This is a genomic window from Buchnera aphidicola (Aphis nerii) (assembly GCF_005083105.1).
Taxonomy (GTDB): Bacteria; Pseudomonadota; Gammaproteobacteria; order Enterobacterales; family Enterobacteriaceae; genus Buchnera; species Buchnera aphidicola_AS.
In genome coordinates this window covers 226449-245990 of sequence record NZ_CP034885.1, presented here as the reverse complement: position 1 = coordinate 245990, position 19542 = coordinate 226449, and the positions used below count along the sequence as shown (strand labels likewise).

20 protein-coding genes are annotated in these 19542 nt (G+C 24.1%); all 20 read left to right on the top strand.

The features are described from left to right. Positions 1-5 precede the first annotated feature (5 nt). The gene (gene ilvN, locus D9V64_RS01145; protein ID WP_158366494.1) at positions 6-479 is read left to right on the top strand and encodes an acetolactate synthase small subunit; all 474 of its coding nucleotides are present in this window, start codon (positions 6-8) and stop codon (positions 477-479) included. A gap of 142 nt (positions 480-621) precedes the next feature. Further along, on the top strand, positions 622-1566 hold the full coding sequence (gene rsmH / locus D9V64_RS01140; protein WP_158366492.1) for a 16S rRNA (cytosine(1402)-N(4))-methyltransferase RsmH: 945 nt from the start codon (positions 622-624) through the stop codon (positions 1564-1566). Further along, positions 1559-1810 (top strand): cell division protein FtsL, encoded by a 252-nt coding sequence (gene ftsL / locus D9V64_RS01135; protein WP_158366490.1) that lies wholly within the window; start codon positions 1559-1561, stop codon positions 1808-1810. Before rsmH ends, ftsL begins: the two co-directional genes overlap by 8 nt. 95 nt (positions 1811-1905) lie before the next feature. Continuing rightward, positions 1906-3615 carry a peptidoglycan glycosyltransferase FtsI gene (ftsI, locus tag D9V64_RS01130; protein ID WP_158366488.1) on the top strand — a complete coding sequence of 570 codons (1710 nt, stop codon included), beginning with the start codon at positions 1906-1908 and terminating at the stop codon, positions 3613-3615. Between the two features lie 26 nt (positions 3616-3641). Further along, positions 3642-5135, top strand: a complete 1494-nt coding sequence (murE, locus tag D9V64_RS01125; protein ID WP_158366486.1) for a UDP-N-acetylmuramoyl-L-alanyl-D-glutamate--2,6-diaminopimelate ligase — start codon at positions 3642-3644, stop codon at positions 5133-5135. Then, the gene (gene murF, locus D9V64_RS03200) at positions 5132-5947 is read left to right on the top strand and encodes a UDP-N-acetylmuramoyl-tripeptide--D-alanyl-D-alanine ligase (protein WP_261979793.1); all 816 of its coding nucleotides are present in this window, start codon (positions 5132-5134) and stop codon (positions 5945-5947) included. Before murE ends, murF begins: the two co-directional genes overlap by 4 nt. Next, positions 5923-6513, top strand: a complete 591-nt coding sequence (locus D9V64_RS03195) for a glutamate ligase domain-containing protein (RefSeq protein ID WP_261979792.1) — start codon at positions 5923-5925, stop codon at positions 6511-6513. Before murF ends, D9V64_RS03195 begins: the two co-directional genes overlap by 25 nt. Then, the gene (mraY, locus tag D9V64_RS01115; protein ID WP_158366483.1) at positions 6497-7573 is read left to right on the top strand and encodes a phospho-N-acetylmuramoyl-pentapeptide-transferase; all 1077 of its coding nucleotides are present in this window, start codon (positions 6497-6499) and stop codon (positions 7571-7573) included. Before D9V64_RS03195 ends, mraY begins: the two co-directional genes overlap by 17 nt. Beyond that, a complete protein-coding gene (murD, locus tag D9V64_RS01110; RefSeq protein WP_158366481.1) occupies positions 7563-8879 on the top strand; it encodes a UDP-N-acetylmuramoyl-L-alanine--D-glutamate ligase in 1317 nt (438 codons plus the stop codon). Before mraY ends, murD begins: the two co-directional genes overlap by 11 nt. Before the next feature lie 16 nt (positions 8880-8895). After that, positions 8896-10041, top strand: coding sequence for a cell division protein FtsW (ftsW, locus tag D9V64_RS01105; protein WP_158366479.1), 1146 nt, complete (start codon positions 8896-8898; stop codon positions 10039-10041). Beyond that, positions 10042-11118, top strand: a complete 1077-nt coding sequence (gene murG, locus D9V64_RS01100; protein WP_158366476.1) for an undecaprenyldiphospho-muramoylpentapeptide beta-N-acetylglucosaminyltransferase — start codon at positions 10042-10044, stop codon at positions 11116-11118. It abuts the gene before it with no gap. A 12-nt stretch (positions 11119-11130) separates the two neighbouring features. Then, entirely contained in the window at positions 11131-11445 is a 315-nt protein-coding gene (locus tag D9V64_RS03190) for a Mur ligase domain-containing protein (RefSeq protein ID WP_261979791.1), read from the top strand. 8 nt (positions 11446-11453) lie between these two features. After that, on the top strand, positions 11454-12581 hold the full coding sequence (gene murC / locus D9V64_RS01095; RefSeq protein WP_261979790.1) for a UDP-N-acetylmuramate--L-alanine ligase: 1128 nt from the start codon (positions 11454-11456) through the stop codon (positions 12579-12581). Beyond that, on the top strand, positions 12578-13513 hold the full coding sequence (locus D9V64_RS01090) for a D-alanine--D-alanine ligase (protein WP_158366474.1): 936 nt from the start codon (positions 12578-12580) through the stop codon (positions 13511-13513). Before murC ends, D9V64_RS01090 begins: the two co-directional genes overlap by 4 nt. A 315-nt stretch (positions 13514-13828) precedes the next feature. Continuing rightward, on the top strand, positions 13829-15070 hold the full coding sequence (ftsA, locus tag D9V64_RS01085) for a cell division protein FtsA (protein WP_158366472.1): 1242 nt from the start codon (positions 13829-13831) through the stop codon (positions 15068-15070). A 49-nt stretch (positions 15071-15119) separates the two neighbouring features. Next, on the top strand, positions 15120-16277 hold the full coding sequence (ftsZ, locus tag D9V64_RS01080; RefSeq protein ID WP_158366470.1) for a cell division protein FtsZ: 1158 nt from the start codon (positions 15120-15122) through the stop codon (positions 16275-16277). 249 nt (positions 16278-16526) lie between these two features. Beyond that, positions 16527-16862 (top strand): iron-sulfur cluster insertion protein ErpA, encoded by a 336-nt coding sequence (erpA, locus tag D9V64_RS01075; RefSeq protein ID WP_410051769.1) that lies wholly within the window; start codon positions 16527-16529, stop codon positions 16860-16862. A gap of 25 nt (positions 16863-16887) precedes the next feature. Then, positions 16888-17595 (top strand): 5'-methylthioadenosine/adenosylhomocysteine nucleosidase, encoded by a 708-nt coding sequence (locus tag D9V64_RS01070; RefSeq protein ID WP_158367272.1) that lies wholly within the window; start codon positions 16888-16890, stop codon positions 17593-17595. 198 nt (positions 17596-17793) lie between these two features. After that, entirely contained in the window at positions 17794-18654 is an 861-nt protein-coding gene (speE, locus tag D9V64_RS01065; protein WP_158366466.1) for a polyamine aminopropyltransferase, read from the top strand. Positions 18655-18681: 27 nt separating this feature from the next. Beyond that, positions 18682-19485, top strand: a complete 804-nt coding sequence (speD, locus tag D9V64_RS01060) for an adenosylmethionine decarboxylase (RefSeq protein WP_158366463.1) — start codon at positions 18682-18684, stop codon at positions 19483-19485. The last annotated feature ends 57 nt before the right edge of the window (positions 19486-19542 follow it).

Genomic DNA, 19542 nt, shown 5'->3' with positions numbered 1-19542 from the left:
AAAATATGCGAAGAATTTTATCTATTCTCTTAGAAAATGAATCAGGTGCACTATCACGTGTAATAGGACTCTTTTCACAAAGAGGTTATAATATAGAAACAGTCACAGTAGCACCGACAGAAGACCCATCTTTGTCAAAAATGACGATACAAACAGTAGGAAACGAAAAATCTATTGAACAAATTGAAAAACAACTACATAAATTAATTGATGTATTAAGAGTAATTAAAATTGAACAAACATCTCATATCGAACGTGAAATTATGTTATTAAAAGTACAAATAAATAATTGCAAAAATGATATTAAACATATTACTGAAATTTTTCGCGGACAAATCGTAGATATCACATCTACTACATATGTATTACAACTTGCAGGAACTACAAAAAAATTAGATTCTTTTCTTAAAATAATTAGAAATATATCTGAAATTATTGAAATGACTCGTTCTGGTATTGTAGGGATTTCGAGAGGTTAATTCAGATATAATATCTTCATTATATGTTTTTTAAATAGGAAACCAAGTATATTTTAAAAAACTTCATTAATTATTACTTACACATGGTCATAAAATATAAATGATCATGTGTCTTTTTTATTTATATTATAAAATTTCACTTATGACAGAAAACATAACACATATTCCTGTAATGACAAAAGAATTAATTGAATCATTAAAAATTAAAAAAGATGGTATTTATATTGATAGTACATTTGGAATGGGTGGACATTCTATTGAAATTTTAAAAACACTAGGAAAAAATGGAAAACTATATTCAATTGACAGAGATTTTAAATCTATATTAATAGGAAATAAAATTCAAGATAAACGTTTTTGTATAATTCACGGTACTTTTTCAAAAATTTTAAATTATGCGAAATCTAAAAAAATTATTAAAAAAGTTGATGGAATCTTATTTGATTTAGGTGTTTCTTCATTACAAATAGAAGATTATAAAAGAGGTTTTTCATTTAAAAAAAATGGACCTCTAGACATGAGAATGAATCAAAGTTGTGGTATTACAGCATCAGATTGGATTTATAAAAGCGATGCTAAAAAAATTATGTTTGTTTTAAAAAATTTTGGAGAAGAACGTTTTTCAAAAAAAATTGCATATGCAATTAAAAACTATAGTAAAACAAAAAAAATAACAGAAACTTTAGAATTAGTTAGTATTATAAAAAAAGCAATACCAATAAAAAGTATATTTAAACATCCGGCCAGACGAACTTTTCAAGCAATTAGAATTTATATTAATCAAGAATTAGAAGAAATTAAAAATGCGCTAGAAGATTCATTAAAAATATTAAAACCAGGAGGTCGTATTGTAGTCATTAGTTTTCATTCATTAGAAGACAGAATAGTCAAAAAATTTATGCTAAAACATAGTATGAAAGCAATAATTCCATATGGTATGCCTATAACAGAAAAAAAAATAGAAAAACTTAAAGTATGTAAATTAAAAATTATCAATCGGTTATTACCAACTTACGAAGAAATTAAAACAAATCCTAGATCTAGAAGTTCTATCTTACGTACAGCAGAATTAAAAAAATATGAATAAAAAAAAACAACACTATGACTTACCAAATATTATTAAAAATGATTTTCTTTCATATGGTAAAATACATATTGTTCTTTTATTAGCAATAATATTATCTGCTAATTCGATTGTAATTATAGTTTATAAGACACGAATGTTAATTGCTGAAGAAGAAAAGTTACGTATAGAAAAAAAAAAAAAAAGTGATGAATGGAGAAATTTGATAATTGAAAAGAATACTCTTACTATGCCTCCAATTGATTAATGAAAATATTTACTTATTTAAAATAGATAATTATTTAAATAAAATATAAATATTATCAATTTTTTAAAAATCTCGAAAAATAAGATAATTACAAAATGTACAGAACAAAAAATACAAAATCATTTAAAGAAAAAAAAATAAGAAAAAGAAATTATATAAATTGGCGTTTTATAGCACTATGTAGTATCCTTTTCTCATTTTTGATTATCTTAACATTACGTATAATATTTATTCAATTTATTGATTCTAAAAAACTATCATATGAAGGAGATCGTAGAACTTTAAGAATACAATCTGTATTAAATACAAGAGGAATTATTAAAGATCGTCTTGGATATCCATTAGCTGTTACTGTGCCTGTAAATGCTGTATTTATAGATCCTAGTATGATTCAAAATGACATAGACATTGAAAATAATGTGAGATGGAAAGCGTTATCTGAAGTTCTTTCTATTCCATTAAAAAAAATTATTTTTCATGTTAATTTTGATAAAAATATAAAATTCATTTATTTAGCACGTCGAATTGCTCCTGAACTTGGTGAATATATTAAAGCATTAAAACTACCTGGAATTTATTTAACGGAAGAAGCAAAACGTTATTATCCTTCAGGTAAAATTGCTGCACAACTTATTGGAGTTAATAATATAGATGACGAAGGAATTGAAGGTGTTGAAAAAAGTTTTAATGATTACTTAACAGGAAAACCAGGAAAAAGAAAAATAAGAAAAGATAATGAGGGACACGTTATTGAAAATATATCTTTAATTAATAAGTCTAAATCCAAAAATTTAATCTTAAGTATTAATAAAGAACTACAAACGATTACTTATCAAAAATTATATGAAGGAGTTAATAAAAACAAAGCAGATTTTGGAATTGCTGTATTAATTGATATAAAAACCGGAGAAATATTATCAATGGCTACTAGCCCAGCATATAATCCAAATGAAAGACAATATATAGTTTCAAAAAATTTTCGAAATCGAGCTATTACAGATGTTTTTGAACCAGGTTCTACAGTTAAGCCAATAGTTATCATGGAAGCATTAAAAGAAGGTATTATTAAACAAAATTCAATAATAAATACTAAACCTTTTTTTATTAGAAAACACCAAATAAAAGATGTTTCATATAATGAAAAATTAAACATTGCAGGAATATTACAAAAATCTAGTAATGTCGGAGTTTCCAAAATTGCAATGTCTATGGCAACCAAAGATTTAATTAATACATATTTAAAATTTGGATTAGGAGAACGAACTAACTTGGGATTAATTGGAGAACATCAAGGATTTTTACCTAAAAAGAAAGTATTATCAAATTTAGAAAAAGCAACTTTCTCTTTCGGATATGGACTTATGGTTACACCACTTCAATTAGCTAGATTATATACTACTATTGGTAGTTATGGAATTTATCGGCCGCTTTCTATTGTAAAAATTAATAAACCACTATATGAAAAAAGAATTTTTCCTCAAAAATATGTAAAAACAGTTATTGAAATGATGCAAAAAATTATTCCACCAGATGAAAGTGAAACTACAGCAGAAATGAAAAAATATCGTATAGCTATAAAAACAGGAACAGCAAAAAAAGTTGGAAGTCATGGATGTTATATTAAGAAATATATAGCTTACACTGCAGGTTTTGCACCGGCCAATAATCCAAAATTTTCTTTAATAATCGTTATTGATAATCCTAAAGGAAATAAATACTATGGAGGCGCGGTTTCTGCTCCAGTTTTCAATAAAATTATGACATTAGTCTTGAAAACAATGAAAATTCAACCAGATAATTTATAAGAAACAAATAAATTTAAATCAAATTCATGAAAGAAAAAAACTTAAAACATTTTTTATCACCTTGGATTAAAAATCTTCCAAAAAAAAATATCAATAATCTAGTTTTAGATAGTAGAAAATTAAAACCTAAAGATATTTTTATAGCTATAAAGGGTAAAGAAAAAGATGGACATGATTTTATTTTAGAAGCAATTTCTAAAAAAGTAACAGCAGTACTATCTGAAATTACAGAAAAAAATCAACATGGGAAAATAAATTATATTCATAATACTCCTATTATATCTTTTTTTAAACTATCTAAGCAACTTTCAAAATTAGCTGAAAGATTTTATTATAAACCCAGTAATCAATTAAAAATAATTGGAATAACTGGAACAAACGGAAAAACAACAGTAACACAACTTATAAACCAATGGAGTGAATTATTAGGTAATAAAATTGCTACAATGGGTACTCTAGGTAATGGTTTTTATAAATCATTAAAGTATACAAATAACACCACTTCATCATCAATCGATATACAATCATTTTTAAGTTCAGTATTAAATAAAGTTAAATTAGTTACTTTAGAAGTTTCATCCCATGGTTTAGTACAAGATCGTGTTAAAAATATATCATTTTATGCTGCAATATTTACTAATTTAACACAAGATCATTTAGACTATCATGAAAATATGAAAAAATATGAATTAGCTAAACGTTCACTTTTTACTGATTACCAAGTTAAAAAAATAATATTAAATGCTAATGATAAATATGCAAAAAATTGGTTAAAGCAATTTTCTAATAAATATACAATTGCAGTAACAATTCAAGATGATACACAAAAAAAATATTCTACAAAATGGATTAATGCAATTTATATTAAAATGAATGGTGAAAAAACTGATGTAAAATTTGAATCTAGTTGGGGAAAAGGAATTTTATCAACTTATTTAATAGGAAAATTTAATATAGAAAACTTATTACTAGCAATGGCATGCATGTTAGAAATGAATAATAAATTATCTGATCTTATTAAAACATCTATTCAACTAGATCCAATATATGGGAGAATGCAAAAATTTAATTTTTTTAAAAAACCAATTTGCATTATAGATTATGCTCATACTCCCGATGCGTTAGAAAAATCATTAAATGCAATTAAATTACAATATTCAAAAAAAAAAATATGGTGTATATTCGGATGTGGTGGAGAAAGAGATCAAAAAAAACGTCCTTTAATGGGTAAAATTGCGGAAAAAATAGCAAACCAAATTGTCATCACTAATGATAATCCTAGAAATGAAGATCAAAATAAAATTATTAAAGAAATTGTAATTGGATGTAAACAAAAAGAAAAAATAAAAATTATTCCAAATAGAAAAAAAGCTATTTCTTATGTTTTTTTTCAATCAAATATCAATGATATAATTTTTATTGCTGGTAAGGGACATGAAAATTACCAAATAATTAAAAATCAGTATATTTACCACTCAGATCAAGAAATAGTATTAAATTTATTGGGAAAAACAACATGATTCCTATGTCGTTAAAAAAAATTGCTAATATTACAAATGGCTTATTATATGGAGAAAATAAAATAATAAATAATATTAGCATAAATAGTAAAGAAATAACAACAAACACTTTATTTATCGCATTAAAGGGTAAAAAATTTGATGCGCATATTTTCATTAAAGAAGCAGTTAAAAAAAAATGTTCTGCAATACTAACTAATAAAAAAATAATATACTGCATTTCTTATATTATAGTTCAAGATTCTACTATTGCTTTAGCAAAAATTGCTACATACCTTCGCAATAAAATTAATCCTAAAATATTGGCTATTACTGGATCTTGTGGAAAAACTTCAGTGAAAGAAATGACTGCTTCTATATTAAAAAAACGTCACAATATAATATATACTATACATAATGAAAACAATCATATAGGAGTACCTATTACTTTATTAAAATTAAAAGAAACAGATAAATATGGAGTAATTGAATTAGGAACTAATCACCCAGGTGAAATTCGATATACCTCAAAAATTACTCAACCAAATATTGTTTTAATAAATAATATTTATTACTCACATTTAGAAGGTTTTAAATCATTATTAGGCATATCAAAAGAAAAATCAGAAATATTATCTTATTTAAAAAACAACGGTATAGTTGTGATTAATTTAGATAGCCACCATCTTTCACAATGGACAAAAAAAATTAAAAATAAAAAAATATTATATTTTTCTATTGAAAAAAAAAAGAAAGTGATTTTTTTGCTACTAATATTAAAATTAATGCAAATAAAACATGTTTTATTATGCATACACCATCTGGAACAATAAATATTGTTTTACCCTTTCTAGGTTATCAAAGTATATCTAATGCATTAGCTGCTAGCGCCCTTGCATTTTCAATTAAAATACCATTAAAACAAATTCAAATAGGATTATTAGAAACTCCCATTGTACCAGGACGATTAGAACCTATTAAGTTAAACAATAATACAATTTTAATCAATGATACATATAACTCAAATGTTGCTTCTATGATTGTAGCTATTAAAATTTTAGAAAAAATGCCGGGTTATAAAATATTAGTTATAGGAGATATGGCAGAATTAGGTGAAAAAAGTATTTTATACCATAAAATTATAGGAAATATTGCTAATGCATCAAATATCAATCATATTTTTAGTTTTGGAAAATATAGCTATGAAATTTTTAAAATATGTAAAAATGGAAGACATTTTTTAGAAAATCAGAAGCACATATTAAACAAAAAATTAAAAGAAACTATTTTAAAACACAATAAAAGTACAATTTTAATAAAAGGTTCACGTAATATGAAAATGGAAACTATTATAGAATATTTAATCAAGGAATATAAAAAAAATGATATTTTTAATTAATAAATGCTTAAATTTGAAAATATTTAACATGATTTTTTTTCGAATAATATTTAGCTTATTAACATCATTTTTTATAAATTTATTTATTATACCATACGTTATATCGTATTTTAAAAAATTAGAAAAATTTCAAACAATACGAATTGATGGTCCTATTGCTCATCTTGATAAAAATAATGTTCCTACTATGGGAGGATTATTTATTATTATTTCAATATTACTATCTGTTTTTCTTTATTGTGACTTGTATAATACATATATCTGGTATGTTATTTCTATTGTATTAGGATATGGTTTAATTGGCTTATTAGATGATTATAAAAAAATAAAATTTAATAATTCAACAGGACTAAAAATGTTATGGAAATTTTTTTGGTTATCAATAATTGCAATATTAGTTATTTATATTATGTATTTTAATGAAGAAATCAAAATTTCTATTAAACTAATAGTTCCTTTTTATACTTCAATTGATCTAAAGTTGAATTATTTCTATATATTTCTATCATATTTAGTTATTGTAGGTACAAGCAATGCAGTTAATTTAACAGATGGATTAGATGGATTAGCAATAATGCCAGTAATTTTTATATCATTAGGATTTAGTTTAATTGCTTTTTTTAGCTCTAATATTGATTTATGTAATCATCTAAATATTTTTTATTTATTCAAAGCAAATGAATTAAGTGTATTATGCGCAGCAATTGCTGGTTCTGGATTGGGATTTTTATGGTTTAATGCTTATCCTGCTAAAATATTTATGGGAGATGTCGGGTCTTTATCACTAGGTGGTGCATTAGGAATAATCTCTATACTACTACACCAAGAGTTATTATTATTATTAATGGGTGGAATTTTTGTATTTGAAACTATATCTGTAATATTACAAATTATTTATTTTAAAATCAGAAAAAAAAGAATATTTAAAATGGCACCAATTCATCACCATTATGAAATAAAAGGATTATCAGAAAATTTAATTACTGTTAGATTTTGGATAATATCTTTTATATTATTATTAATAGGAATAACATCATTAGGGATAAATAATGTCATATAAGTATTCAAATAAAAAAATATTAATTTTAGGAATTGGATTAACTGGAATATCTTGTATTAATTTCTTTTTGCAAAGAGGTATAGTTCCTAAAATCATTGATGAATCTCAAAAACCTGATTATCTAAATAAAATTCCTAAAAATATTCAATATAAATTGGGAAGTTTAGATAAAACATGGATTTTAGAATCAGATTTGATTATTATTAGTCCTGGAATATCTTCTTTTAAACCTATTTTAATCAAGGCTCAAATTTTAGGTATTGAAATTATCAGCGACATTGAATTGTTTTCAAGAGAAGCAAAATCTCCAATTATTTCTGTTACAGGAACTAATGGAAAAAGTACTGTAGCAACCATGGTAAAAAAAATTGCAGAACAATCAGGATGTAAAGTTTGTTTAGGAGGTAACATTGGATTTCCAGCTTTAGAAATGTTAGATAAAAAAGCTGATTTATATATACTAGAGTTATCTAGTTTCCAACTAGAAAATATATTTACTTTAAAATCAAAAATAGCTGTTGTACTGAATATTACTGAAGATCATTTAGATAGATATCCAATGGGATTTAAACAATATAAAAAAATTAAATTATCTATTTATAAAAATTCCGAAATATGTTTAATAAACGAAACAGAAAAAAAATATTATTTTAAAAATAAAAACAAAAAATATATTACTTTTGGAACAAAAAAAAGTGATTATTATATTGATTACATAAAAGAAAATGCTTTTTTATGTTATAAAAAAGAAAAAATAATTGATACATCCAAAACTACTTTATATGGATATCAAAATTATGAAAACGCTTTGATATCATTAGCAATTTCAGATGCTATGAATTTTCCTAGAAATAAAACTAAAGACGTATTTAGTAAATTTTCAAATTTGCCACATAGATTTCAAATAGTACATAAAAAAAATAATATATTTTGGATTAATGATTCAAAATCAACAAATGTAAATAGCACTAAAATAGCTTTAAAAAATATTAATGTTCAAGGTACAATATGGTTATTATTAGGAGGAGATAAAAAATCTGCTAATTTTAATCTTTTAAAAAATGATTTTAAAAAATTAAAAATTAAAATATATTGTTTTGGAAAAGATGGTATGAATATAGCCAAAATATATAAAAATAATTCTATTTATGTTGAAAGTTTAAAAGAAGCTATGATTTTAATTGCACAAAAAGTAGTACCAGGTGATATAGTACTTTTATCTCCAGGATGTAGTAGTAAAGATCAATTTAAAAATTTTGAAGAAAGAGGCAATCTTTTTATAACATTATCAAAGGAAATCAGTTAATGTTTTTAAAAAAAAAATAAAAAAAAATACAGAAAAATATATTATATTATATGATCGATTGCTAGTATGGTTAACTTTAGCTTTATGTATTACTGGATTAATAATGGTAATATCTACATCTATACCTATAGGACAAAACTTGTATAAAGATCCCTTTTTTTTTGTAAAAAGAGAAATATTTTATTTTATTTTAATATTTTTATTATCTTTTGTTTTTTTAAGAATACCTATTACTTCTTGGAAAGAATATAGTAATATTATCATTATAATTTCAACTATTTTACTTGTTATTGTATTATTAGTAGGAAAGTCCGTACATGGATCTTATCGATGGATAAGTATAGGTATATTACATATACAACCTGCTGAAATATCTAAGATTTCTTCTTTTCTCTATATTTCTAACTATCTTTCAAGAAAAATTAAAGAAGTACACAATAATTTTTGGGGATTTTTAAAACCCATGAGTGTTATTGCCATGGAATCAATTTTTTTGTTAGCAGAACCAGATTTAGGAACAGTGATAGTTTTGTTTCTTACATCTTTATCTATTTTATTTCTTTCTGGGGCAAAAATAAAACAATTTTTTTCAATTATTGGTTTAGTTGTACTATTAATAATATTTTTAATATTAACTAAACCATATCGCATTAATAGAATATTATCATTTTGGAATCCTTGGAAAGATCCATTTGGCAATGGCTATCAATTGACACAATCATTGATAGCATTAGGAAGAGGCCATTTTTTGGGACAAGGTTTAGGGAATTCAATACAAAAACTAAATTATTTACCAGAAGCTCACAGTGATTTTATTTTTTCTATTATTGGAGAAGAACTAGGATATATAGGTTGTTTTTTAATATTATTAACTATTTTTATTATTTCTTTTCGAGCTATGCATATTGGACAAAAATCTCTTGAAAAAAAACAACTTTTTTCGGGTTTTTTAGCTTGTTCAATTGGTTTATGGTTTAGCTTTCAGACATTAATTAACATTGGGGCTGTAACTGGAATATTACCAACTAAGGGATTAACTTTACCTTTAATTAGTTATGGAGGTTCAAGTTTAATTATTAATTTAATAGCTATTTGCATTTTATTAAGAATTGATTTCGAATCAAGATTAAGTAAAAATCAAGCACTTCCTAAGGAAAATTAAATGCATTCTAAAAAAATTATAATTATAGCAGGAGGTAGTGGTGGACATGTTTTTCCTGGTATTACTATAGCAAATTATTTAATTAAACATGGATGGGAAGTAAATTGGATAGGAACAAAAAATAAAATAGAATCCGAAGTTGTTCCTAAAAATAATATTAAAATTCATTTTATACAGATTAATGGATTACGAAATACTAATTTAAAAAACTTAATTTATTCTCCAATATATATATTAAAATCATATTTAAAAGTAAAAAAAATTATAAATAATTATTTTCCAAATATTATATTAGGTATGGGGGGCTATGTCTCTGGCCCTGGTTGTTTAGCAGCTTGGTCTTCAAAGATTCCTTTTATTCTACATGAACAAAATAAAATTCCAGGTATTACGAATCGAATACTTTCTAAAATATCTACAAAAAACATGCAAGCATTTTCAGGCGCATTAAAAAATGCTGAAGTTGTAGGAAATCCTATACGTGAAAACATTATACAAATTAAACCCCCTATTAATCGTTTTAAAAATAGATCTGGTCCTTTACGAATATTAATTATAGGCGGAAGTCAAGGTGCATCTATTTTTAACAGTATTTTACCTAAAATACCATTATTTTTAAAATCAAAAGTTATTATTTGGCATCAAACAGGAAAAAAAGAACTAGAAAAAACACAAAAAAAATATCAAAAATATGGATTACATCAACATATAATTGATGATTTTATTGAAAATATAGCTTCTGCATATGAATGGGCTGACCTGGTTATATCTCGTTCTGGTGCGTTAACTGTAAGTGAAATAAGTAGTGTAGGACTAGGTTCAATTTTAATACCATACCCACATAAAGATCAACAACAATTACTAAATGCACAAGATTTAAAAAAAAATGGTGCTGCAAAAATTATTGATCAATCTAAATTTAATATAGAAAATGTAGTGAAAATACTAAATTCTTTAGATAGATATAAACTATTCATAATGGCAAAAAAAGCTTTTTCTCTAAGAGTTAAAGATTCTACAAAAAAAATCTTTAAAATAATTAATAACATTACTGAAAAACAAATTCTCAATAATTAAATATATAAAAAAATGAACGTAAAAAATATAAAAAAAAACAATTTCTTTCAAAATAAATCATTTAATAAAATTCATTTTATAGGAATTGGAGGTTCTGGAATGAATGGAATTGCTTTAATTTTATTACAATTAGGATGTAAAATTACTGGTTCAGATATATCAGAAACTTCTATTACACAAAAACTAACAGAATTAGGAATCATTATATATTTTAAACATTGTAAAAAAAACATTAAAAATGTTGATTTTATTGTAATATCTAGTGCTATTACATTAAATAACCCAGAAATTATAGAAGCAAAAAAAAAAATATTCCTATATTATTAAGAGCAGAAATGTTACAAATATTAATGCAATTTAAGTTTGGAATAGCTATTTCTGGAACACATGGTAAAACCACTACAACTTCAATGATTTTTGATATATTCAATGAAAACAAGTTGGATCCTACTATTATTAATGGCGGTTTAATAAAATCAATTAATTCTTATTCTAAATTAGGACATTCCGATTACTTTATTGCAGAAGCAGATGAAAGTGATCGTTCATTTCTTTATTTAACTCCAAAAATCATTGTTGTAACTAATATTGAATCTGATCATGTGAATAATTATAATAATGATTTTAGTTTATTAAAAAAATCATTTTTAACATTTATAAATATAATTCCATCAAATAGTACGGTTATATTATGTATAGATAATCCTGCTATACAAGAAATCATTCCAGAAATAAAATGTAAGATTATTACATACGGATTCAGTAATACTGCTGAAGTTCAAATTCGTCATTATCAGCAAAATAATTTTATTTCAAACTTTACTTTAATTCGAAAAAATCAATTAAATTTAAATATTCATTTGAAAATGCCTGGTAAACATAATGCTTTAAATGCAGCAGCTGCAGTAGCACTAGCAACTAAAGAAAAAATACCTGATCAAAGAATTCTTAAATCATTAAAAAATTTTCAAGGTACCTGTAGAAGATTCGAATATCTTGGAAAAATATCAATAAAAACAAACAAAACTTTAAAAAAAAATATTATGTTAATTGATGATTATGGTCATCATCCAACTGAGCTAGACGAAAATATTAAAACAATAAGAACAAGTTGGCCTGAAAAAAAAATAATAATGATATTTCAACCTCATCGATATACAAGAACATATAACTTATATAATGAATTTATTAAAATTTTATCTAAAGTAGATACATTAGTAATTTTAAATGTTTATTCTGCAAATGAAAACATAATTAATGGAGCAGACAGTAAATCAATATATAACGATTTAAAAAAAACAAAAAATATGAATGTAATTTTTATTAAAAATGATAAATTAATATTAAATTCTATTATTTCTTATCTCACTGGAGATGATATTATTTTAATACAAGGTGCTGGAAATATAGATAAAATAGCTAGTGAAATTTTTATTCAAAAAAACACAAAAGTGACAATATGAAAAAAAAAGTAGCAGTACTCTTAGGTGGTAATTCTTCAGAACGAGAAATATCAATAATATCAGGAAATGCAGTGTTAAAGAGTTTAATTCGCTCTGGAATTAACGCATATTCATTTGATACACGTGATTTCCCTATTATGCAATTAAAAAAACAAGGATTTGATTTAGCATATATTGCACTGCATGGAAAAGGAGGTGAAGATGGTAGTATTCAAGGAGTATTGGAATATTTAAATATTCCTTATACTGGTAGTGGAATTATGGCATCTTCAATTGCTTTAGACAAAAAAAGAACAAAACTATTATGGAAATCTGATAATCTACCTGTATTACCTGATATATATATTCAAAAAAAAGATGTTTTAAAAGGTATAAATAATTTTTTAATAAAAGAAAATTTTAAAAAACTACCATATCCAATTGTAGTAAAACCAAATAATCAAGGATCAAGTATAGGTATTACATTAGTTCATTTTAAAGATCAGCTAAAAAATGCAATTGAAAAAGCATTTAATTATAGTAATACTATTTTATTGGAAAAATTTGTTATAGGAAAAGAATATACAGTTTCCATTCTTGATACGCAAATATTACCTTCTATCCAAATTATTACAAAAAATAATTTTTATGATTATATTTCAAAATATCAATCATCTTCTACTAAATATTTATGTCCAAGCGGATTAAATTTAAATCAAGAAAAAAAATTAAAAAAAATAATAAAGCGAGCTTGGAATACGTTAGGATGTAATGGATGTGGTAGAATTGATGTAATATTAGATAATAATAATAAATTTTGGTTGCTAGAAGTAAATACCATTCCAGGTATGACACATCGTAGTTTACTTCCAATATCTGCAAATGCTATAGGTATATCATTTGATAAATTAGTACTAAAAATTTTAAATAAAACTATTACACCAAATATTTAACAAAAAATATATTTAAAAGATTTAAATATTAAAAAATAAAAGATTTGTTATTATTTGATAGATTTGTTAAATATAAACATATTTTTTTAGTTTAAAATAAAAAATTAAAAATGTTATTTAATGAATTTAATTTTTTATAATTAATATTATCATATACTTTGTAAACAAAAACTTAGATTTTTAAAAACTTATTTCTGTCTAAATAAACAATTTTAAAACATTGTTGATGTCAAACAACTATAATATAAAATATCAGAAATTCTGATTTATAATACAAGGCATAATTTAAAAAAATATAGTATAGGCTAAGAAATAATGATTATATCAACAAATAAAAAATTGGTAGTAGGACTAGAAGTAGGAACTACTAAAGTAGTAACATTAGTAGGTGAAATTTTAATAGATAATACAATAAAAATAATCGGTATTGGAATATGTAAGTCAAAAGGAATAGATAAAGGTAGAATTAACAATTTAGATGCAGTTGTTTCATGTATACAGGAATCTATTTATCAAGCTGAAATTATGGCTAATTGTAATATTACTTCAGTATATTTATCTTTATCTAGTAAATATGTTAATTGTCAAAATGAAATAGGAATGGTTCCTATTTCTGAAGATGAAGTTACAAAAGAAGACATAGAAAACGTAATACATACTGCAAAATCAGTTAAAATACTTAATGAACATCATATAATACATGTAATTCCTCAAGAATATTCAATTGATCAACAATCTGGAATAAAAAATCCAATAGGTTTATCAGGTACGAGAATGCAAGTAAGAGTACATTTAATTACTTGTCATGAAAATATAGCTAAAAATATAATTAAAGCAGTAGAAACATGCAATATAAAAGTTGATCAAATAATTTTTTCAGGTCTTGCATCTAGTAAAGCGGTATTAAGTGAAGAAGAATGTAAACTAGGTGTCTGTATGATTGATATAGGTGGGGGGACAATAGATTTTACTACATATATTGATGGATTTATAGAAGACAGTCAAGTCATTCCATATGCAGGAAATATTGTAACTAAAGATATTTCATATGCATTTAGAACTTCTTATTCTGATTCAGAAATTATAAAACAAAATTATGTCTCTTCAGAATTATCTGATGATATTCAATTTCCTGAAAAATATCAAAATCTATTTAAAAATCTAGAACTAGATACCGTATCAGAAGTAATTGAATCAAGGTATAATGAATTATTAACTTTAATTCATCATAGAATTCTTTATATACAAAATAAACTTTACAAAGAAGGTAGAAAATATCAATTATCAAGTGGTATAGTATTAACAGGAGGTGCTTCAACTATTCCATTAATAAAAAAATATGCAGAAAAAGTTTTTCAAAATAAAATTCGTATTGCTAAGCCTATAAATATTTCAGGATTAATAGAAAATATAACTGAACCACATTATTCAACAGTAGTGGGATTATTACACTATGGAAAAGAATTTTACTTAAAATCTAAAAATATGAAAAAAGAAAGTTCTTTTATTGAAAAATGGTTTAAACAAATTAATAATTGGTTTAAAAAAGAATTTTAAACTAATTTTAAACGTCTTTAAAATTTAAGATAGATAATGGAATTAAATTATGTTTGAGCCTGTAGAATTAAGTAATAATGCAATAATTAAAGTAGTAGGTGTTGGTGGGGGTGGTGGAAATGCTGTGGAATACATGGTAAGAGAACGTATTGAAGGAGTTGAATTTTTTGCCATTAACACTGATGCACAAGCTTTAAGAAAAATAGAAGTAGGTCAAACTATTCAAATAGGAAATAATATTACTAAAGGACTAGGAGCCGGTGCAAATCCAGAAATTGGAAGAAACTCAGCAGAAGAAGATAAAGAATTATTAAAATCAGCATTAGATGGTTCTGATATGGTGTTTATAGCTGCTGGAATGGGCGGTGGAACTGGGACTGGAGCAGCACCAGTCGTAGCAGAAATAGCAAAAGAATTAGGTATTTTAACTGTAGCTGTAGTAACAAAACCTTTTAATTTTGAAGGTAAAAAAAGAATGATTGTAGCTGATCAAGGAGTTGTTGAATTATCAAAATACGTCGATTCTTTAATAACAATACCAAACGATAAATTACTTAAAGTACTTAGTAGAGGTATTTCTTTATTAGATGCATTTGGAGCTGCAAATAATGTATTAAAAGGTGCTGTACAGGGTATTGCCGAACTAATTACTAGACCTGGTCTTATGAATGTAGATTTTGCGGATGTTCGTACTGTTATGGCAGAAATGGGATATGCTATGATGGGTACTGGCATATCTTCTGGAGAAAATCGTGCTGAAGAAGCGGCAGAAATAGCAATATCAAGTCCTTTATTAGAAGATATAGATTTATCAGGAGCTAGGGGGGTTTTAGTAAATATCACCGCTGGTTTTGATTTAAAATTAGATGAATTTGAAACAGTAGGGAATACTATTAGATCTTTTGCTTCAGATAACGCAACAGTTGTTATAGGAACATCATTAGATCCAGATATGAATGATACTCTTAGAGTAACAGTCGTAGCAACTGGAATTGGTATGGAAAAATACTCAGATACTACTAACCAAACTAAAAATAAATCTTCTAAAGAAAAATTGATGGATTATCGTTATCAATATTTAAATATGTCATCTACAACATTAGATAAGAAACATGTAAAAAATGAAATTAAAGAAACAGAAAATACAAAACGCAAAGAACCAGAGTATTTAGACATTCCTGCATTTCTTCGAAAAAGATCTGATTAATTTTGTAAAAGTAAAAATAAAAGACTTTTAAGTGTAAAATAGAAATTATTTATATTAGTTGAGATATTTTTATTATTATAATTATTACCTGCGCCAATAATAGAAAATAATCTATCGGCGCAAGGAATAAATAATTATATAGCAATTAATTTATATACATTTTTTTAAATTATTTAATTTATGATAAGATATGTTATCTTATTTATAATAATATCTAAATATTTTGAGAATATTTTAAAAGTGAAAAATATTATTAATAATCATATTAAACTCACAAAAACTGCTATTAAAAAAATTAAAAATCTAATCTTCGATAAAAAAAATAAAAACTTAAAATTAAGGGTCTATATTCTTGGTGGTGGATGTAGTGGTTTTCAATATCAATTTACTTTTGACGAGCATAAAAATAACGATGATATATTAATTAAACAAGGAGATGTTTCTATTATTGTTGATCCTATTAGTTTTCAATATCTAGTTGGTGGCAAAATAGATTATATAGAAAATTTAGAAGGATCAAAATTTATAGTTAAGAATCCAAATGCAAAAAATACATGTGGATGTGGTTTATCATTTAATATTTAAATAATTAAAATGAATTTATATGAATATAAAAATTGGAATTATTGGGGCTTTGGATCAAGAAATCAAAGAATTTACAAAAATTATAAAATATAAAAAAATAAAAAATATTGGACAATTTAAAATTTTTATAGGAAAATTTAAAAAAAATAATATTTTTTTAATAAAATCGGGTATTGGCAAGGTTTCTGCTAGCATTGCATGTATGATTCTTATTAATTCATTTAAACCAAATATTATTATTAATACTGGTTCAGCAGGTAGTTTAGATTCTCGATTAAAAATAGGAAATATTATAATTCCCAATTATTTATGTTATTATGACGTAAATTTAATAAATTTCGGATATTCTATGGGACAAGTTCCTCAATATCCAAAAAAATTTAAAATTAATAAAAACGTATATGATTTTACTATAAGCACTTCCATGAAATTTAAATTTAAATTTACTACAGGATTAATTATTACTGGAGATTCATTTATAAACGGAAAACAATTAGCTAATCAATTAAAATCTCAATTTTCAAATGCAATTGGAGTAGAAATGGAATCTACTGCAATAGCACAAGTTTGTTATCAATTTCATATACCATTAATTGTTGTAAAATCAATATCTGATTTATCTGATAAAAAAGCCACAATAAATTTCAAAAAAAATATATCTATTGCATCACTACAATCTTTTAAATTAGTTAAGTTAATATTAGAAAACATAAAATTTTGTAAATTTAATTAATAAATAATAGTATTATAATAATATTTTTGATAATCTTAAATAAATTAAAATATTTTTAAATATTTATTAAGCATATATTATTTAAAAAAATCATTATCCTTCTTTAAAAAAATCTAAAAATAAACTCTATTATTTCATTACACCTAAAATTAATTACTAAATAATTTATTATTAATATATTTAAGGGTAAAAAAAACCATGATTGATAAAAAAATATGGCATGAAAAACTTCATCGTCATATTGGACAATATTTTTTAATTGATAAAATGTTATATAAAGAAAAAAACAAATACCATGATATTAAGATCTTTTATAATACAGTCATGGGTAAAATAATGACAATAGATGACATTGTTCAGACTACAGAAAAAGATGAATTTATATATCATGAAATGTTAACTCATGTACCTATTTTTTCTCATGGATTTATAAAAGATGTATTGATAATAGGTGGGGGTGATGGAGGCGTATTAAGGGAAATATGCAAACATAAAAACGTCAATAATATCACGATGGTAGAAATTGACATGAGTATTATTAATTTATGTAAAAAATATTTTCCAAGTCATAGCAATGGTGCATATGATGACTCTCGTTTACAATTAATTATTGATGATGGACTCAATTTTATTAAGAATACAAACAAAAAATTTGATCTAATTATATCCGATTGTACTGATCCAGTAGGGTCTGGGAAAAGTTTGTTTTTTTCAGATTTTTATTTAAATTGCCAAAAAAATCTTAAAAAAAATGGAATTTTTGTAGCACAAAACGGAACTTCTTTTTTTCAAAAAAATGAGATTATTTCAACTTATAAAAATTTAACAAAATATTTTCACGATACTACTTTTTACCAAGCGACAATTCCTACGTATTATGGAGGAACAATGATGTTTGCATGGGGATCTGATAATATAGAGTTACGTTTAATTGATCTTAAAAAATTAAAATCCCGTATAAAAAAAACCAAATTAATTTTTAACTACTATAATCCTCAAATACATATAAGCAGTTTTTATTTGCCTCAATATATAATTAATACATTAGATAAAAGTTAGAAATCCTTTCATAGGAGAGTAATTAAATTGCAAAAACTAAAATTATATGGCTTTAATAATCTAACTAAAAGCCTAAGTTTTTGTATCTATGATATTTGTTATGCAAATACTAATAATTCAAGAAACAGCTATATTGCATATATTGATGAACAATATAATGCTGTTCGATTGAAAAAGATATTAAAAAAAACATGTTCAATTATTGGTGCTAATGTTTTAAACATATTTCATCAAGATTATGATCCACAGGGAGCAAGTGTAACTATATTAGTATGTGAGGAACCAATAAATTTAGATACAGCAAAGATTAAAAAAAACAAAAACATTATTTCATCTTCTGTGCTAGCGCATCTAGATAAGAGTCATATTTGTGTCCACACATATCCGGAAAGTCATCCTCAAAGTGGTATTTGTACCTTTCGTGCAGATATTGAGGTTTCAACATGTGGAATAATATCTCCACTTAACGCATTAAATTATCTTATAAACCAACTAGAATCAGATATTGTGACGATTGAATATCGTGTTAGGGGATTTACTCGTGATGTTAATGGAATAAAACATTTCATTGATCATAAAATTAACTCTATTCAAAATTTTATGTCTCACAGTATTAAATCTATGTATGAAATGGTCGACGTAAATGTATATCAAGAAAATATATTTCATACTAGAATGTTATTAAGAGAATTTCATTTACAAAATTATTTATTTAATACTAGTATTCAAGATTTATCACAAAGAGAACGTTCATATATTGTTGATTTATTATGGAAAGAAATGAGGGAAATATATCATGGTAGAAATATTCCTATGATTAAATCAGTATAAAATTAATATAATTTTATTATATATATTTAAAAATAAAATATTTAATATAATTCTTTT